The 3,696-nt window shown below is 60.4% G+C and carries 3 protein-coding genes; all 3 read right to left on the bottom strand.

Annotated elements, in window-relative coordinates:
• Positions 1 to 342 precede the first annotated feature (342 nt).
• Positions 343 to 1,503 (bottom strand): acyl-CoA dehydrogenase family protein, encoded by a 1,161-nt coding sequence (locus QRN45_RS20850; protein WP_264637168.1) that lies wholly within the window; start codon positions 1,501 to 1,503, stop codon positions 343 to 345.
• Complete coding sequence (locus QRN45_RS20845; RefSeq protein WP_284764564.1) at positions 1,504 to 2,700, bottom strand: CaiB/BaiF CoA transferase family protein; 1,197 nt, start codon at positions 2,698 to 2,700, stop codon at positions 1,504 to 1,506.
• 85 nt (positions 2,701 to 2,785) lie between these two features.
• Complete coding sequence (locus QRN45_RS20840) at positions 2,786 to 3,514, bottom strand: GntR family transcriptional regulator (protein ID WP_264637167.1); 729 nt, start codon at positions 3,512 to 3,514, stop codon at positions 2,786 to 2,788.
• Positions 3,515 to 3,696 lie beyond the last annotated feature (182 nt).

The raw sequence follows: 3,696 nt of genomic DNA, 5'->3' as shown, positions 1-3,696 counted from the left end.
CCACAAGGGTCCAAGATCGCTCCGGAGCAACTTCCCAAACTTACCCGAACTGCCACTACTTATCAAATCGGTATTTCAACCAGATTCAAGGTGATAATTCGAATTTCCCTCGAATTGCGGCACGCAAAGCACCAGCCGTTTTAGACTCAATTCGAAGGGTTTGGCCACCCGTGGTTCCCAGCTCTAGGCTGTCTCCCTCGCGGCGACTTAGAAGACATTACACGGCTTCCGCACCCCGCGCAAATCCAGCGTTGAGGCGGCCAACTCAAGTTGGCCGCCAGGACCTGATGGGGTCGCCCGGCGGCGTCGACGACGGAACGCGGGCTCCGCCGTCGGGCCCGCCTAACGGAAGGCTGCGATACCAGTCAGCCTGCTACCCAAGATCAGGGTATGGACTTCGTCGGTGCCCTCATAGGTGCGGACGGATTCCAAGTTGTTGGCATGCCGCAAGGGTGAGTGATCCAGAGTGATTCCGTTACCGCCAAGGATGGTCCTCGCTTCCCGCGCAATTTTGATGGCCTCGCGGCAACTGTTCAGTTTGCCCACCGAAATTTGGTCCGGTTGCAAGGTGCCGGCGTCCTTCATGCGCCCGAGGTGCAAAGCCAGGAGGAATCCCTTGTTGATCTCCAGAGCCATATCAACCAACTTCTGCTGGGTCAGCTGGTAACCAGCCAGTGGTTTCCCGAACTGCAGACGTTCCTTGGAGTACTCGAGGGCGGCTTGGAACGCGTCGCGCGCAGCGCCCATGGCGCCCCAGATGATTCCGTAGCGGGCCTCGTTCAGGCAAGAGAACGGGCCCTTGAGTCCGACGACATTCGGCAGGACCGCACTCCCGGGTAGGCGCACATGGGACAATTCAATGTCGCACTGGATTGAGGCTCGCATGGAGAGCTTCGGCTCGATCGGTGTCGCCGTGAACCCAGCGGTATTGGTTGGGACAACAAAGCCGCGGATACCGCCGTCGGTCCGGGCCCAGATGATGGCCACTTTGGCCACCGACGCAAGGCCGATCCAGCGTTTTGATCCGTTGAGGATCCAGTCGCCGCCGTCACGGTGCGCAAAAGTAGTCATGCCGCCCGGATCCGACCCCGCCGTGGGTTCCGTCAGCCCGAAACAGCCGATCGCTTCCCCCGCGGCCATCGCCGGCAGCCATTCGGCTTTCTGCTCATCCGAGCCATGCTTATGGATGGCGCTCATCGCCAACGAGCCTTGCACCGAGACGAAAGTGCGCAACCCGGAATCGCCGGCCTCGAGTTCCGCTCCGGCCAGGCCGTACTCGACGGCGGATCGTCCGGCGCAGCCGAAGCCTTTCAGGTGCATGCCGAGCAGGCCCATTTTGCCCAGTTCGGGAACAAGTTCCAGCGGGAAAACGGCCTTTTCGAACCAACCTGCGATGTGTGGCTTGATTTCGGTATCCACAAACGCGCGCACCGAATCGCGCAGTGCACGTTCATCCGTGCTGAGGAGGGAATCGAAGTCAATCAGATCGCTGATATCGGACATTTATGCGCCTTTCTCGGCGGTGTCCGGGGATCGGACAGCGAAGGTGAACCCCTGGTGCTCTCCAAGGGCCGGGGGAACTTGCCGATAGCTTGGTGCCGCCGCGGACAACCGGATCGGGTTGGTCAACTGCCGGGACTTCCGGCCAGTAGCGGGATCGGTGACAACGACTGACGGCTCCAGCCCGAGGCTCTCAGCGAGTTTGAAAGCCTCGCCGACGCTGTTGACCGTGCCCGCAGGAACACCTGCGGCGAGCAGTTTCCGTTGCCAACTCGCTGCGGTGTCAGCGCCGAGCACAGCCTCAATCGCAATCCGAAGCTCCTCGCGCGATGCTACTCGGCGTTCATTAGTGAGGAACCTCGCTTGCTGGTGCAGAGCCCCAAGTCCCAGAACCGATGCAAGCGCCGCAAATTGCCGATCGTTTCCGACCGCGACGGCGAGCGTGCCGCCTCCGGTGCGGAACGTCTCATATGGGGCGATGCTCGGGTGCGCATTACCACGCCTGGTAGGCGAATCACCCGTCGCCAAACTGGCCGTGCCTTGGTTCGTCAAGGCTGCCAGGAGCGATGAGAGGAGGCTGACCTGCACCTCCTGACCAACCCCCGTAGCATCGCGCACCCGCAGGGCCATCAGGATTCCTGCTACGGCATTCTGTCCCGCGAGGACGTCAACCAGGGCAACCCCGACCTTGCTGGGTTCCCCTTCCGGGTGGCCGGTGATACTCATCAGACCGCCAAGCGCCTGCACGAGCAGGTCATAGCCGGGCAGATCCGCGCCTGCGCCAGCCCCGAAGCCCGAGATTGAACAATAGACGATATCCGGCCGGCCCTCGGAGACCGTCCGATAATCCAGCCCGAATTTCGCCATGACGCCAGGCCGGAAATTTTCGATCACGACGTCGCAGCCGGCCACGAGCGCACGGGCATAGTCCAACCCATCATCGGACTTGAGGTCGGCGACCACCGATTTCTTGTTCCGGTTGACGCTGGAAAAATATGTACCAATCCCGTCGGCGTCAACTGGCGGGGTCCACGCTCGGGTATCGTCGCCACCAGGACCCTCGATCTTGATGACTTCGGCACCGTAGTCGGCCAACATCATGGAGCAAAGCGGGCCGGCTAGAACCCGTGAGAAGTCTGCGATCCGTATACCAGCCAAGGGCTGCGGCAAGCCGTTCGGACTACCCTGTGTGGATGCCACGACGCATCTCCCTCGATAGTTGTATGTTGCATGCAACTGTAGGAGATCGCACGCAGCGTGTAAACAATTCTTGGGAGTATTGGAGTCAAGTGCGGAGTTTAGTCAGCTGATCCAGCTTCGCCAGATACGCATCGGAGGACAGTCCAGGCTTCTTCGCGCAGACGCCTGAAATGAGAAGCCTCGCAGTGCGGGTGACATGCTCGCGAACGGCAGCGGACGCAGCCAGGGGATCCTGTCGTTCCAATGCGTCGAGAATGCCTCGACGGTCATCCGCCAAGTCCTGGCTGCTTCGGATTGAAGGGATGGTCACCAACCCTTGTGCGAGAACCAGATTGCGGAGCTCGCCATCCAGTGCCGTTAGCCGCGGATTCCCCGCCAAGCCCATGAGAAACAAGTGGAATTCCTTGTCCGCCTGCAGGGTGCCGGGACCATCATCGGCGGCTGCTGCATCCAGGATGCGTCCGTGCAGCTCACGGAAATGCGCGAGATCATGCTTGGTGGCCATCTCGGCTGCCCTGGCCGCTGCCGGAGGCTCAAGAAGAATTCGGATCTGGAAGATCTGAACAATTTCATCAAGTGAAATCTGCAATACCCGGACACCGCGGTTCTTCTCGATCCGGACAATGCCCTCCTTCTCAAGCAACTGCAACGCCTCTCGAACCGGCGTCCTGGAGACTCCGAGTCTCTCGGCTAGTCCAATCGCCGAATAGTGCTCCCCTGGCGTCATCTCGCCGGACGTGATCGCCGCCCGGAGCATATCCGTGACCTGCGCTGTGAGCGACACCCCGGGAGTAACCTGTTGCATGCTACTCATCCTGACATTGTACGGCTCAGTATGAACCTGAATCCCGGAGGTTCATTAGTGAGCGTGCGTTTGGGAATTCCGGCGCATGGGTGAGCGGGGGTTGGTGGAAAACGGGCGTATATGTGAGCCCGCGTTTGGGGGTGTTGGTGGTGTTTGTTTTTTTAAGTGGGTCAGGCCCCGACAGTGTGTGT

It is taken from the genome of Arthrobacter sp. efr-133-R2A-63 (assembly GCF_030209795.1).
In the GTDB taxonomy this organism is placed as follows: Bacteria; Actinomycetota; Actinomycetes; order Actinomycetales; family Micrococcaceae; genus Arthrobacter; species Arthrobacter bambusae_A.
The sequence above is the reverse complement of the archived record's forward strand: the minus strand, read 5'-3'. Positions and strand labels throughout refer to the sequence as shown.